Genomic DNA, 381 nt, shown 5'->3' with positions numbered 1-381 from the left:
GTGTGGAAGAAGGGCTCAAGGAACCCTTCCACATAACGCGTGCCTACGGCCGAGAGGTGGTTGTCATCGGTATACAGCGACTGGCCATCGCGCTCGACCCGGCACCAGCCATTCGTCTCGCACAGCTTGGGCGCGGGGTCCATGAGTTGCACACCGGGGTCTGCCGCGGCGATGCGCTCAAAAACGCTGCTGATATAGGCCTGGCGCTCGACGTGCTCGGCCAGGGGCAAGCCTTCGCGGTCGGTCGGGCGTCCCAGCATCGCCAGGCGGCTGAGCCGGTAAGGCACGTTGAAAGCCTGCAGCGGTACCTCCTTGACCAGCCACACCCTGTGCCCGCTGGCACGCAGTTGCTGCACCAGCGCACTCACACCCTCGGCAAAC

Annotated in this window: 1 protein-coding gene; it reads right to left on the bottom strand. The window is 65.1% G+C overall.

What is annotated here, in order from left to right; genetic code table 11:
* Positions 1-381 (bottom strand): SGNH hydrolase domain-containing protein (locus E4T82_RS12365; RefSeq protein ID WP_209304604.1); only part of this gene is annotated, 381 nt, incomplete at both ends.

It is taken from the genome of Streptococcus cuniculi (assembly GCF_004570575.1).
GTDB classification, from domain to species: Bacteria; Bacillota; Bacilli; order Lactobacillales; family Streptococcaceae; genus Streptococcus; species Streptococcus cuniculi_A.
The sequence above is the reverse complement of the archived record's forward strand: the minus strand, read 5'-3'. Positions and strand labels throughout refer to the sequence as shown.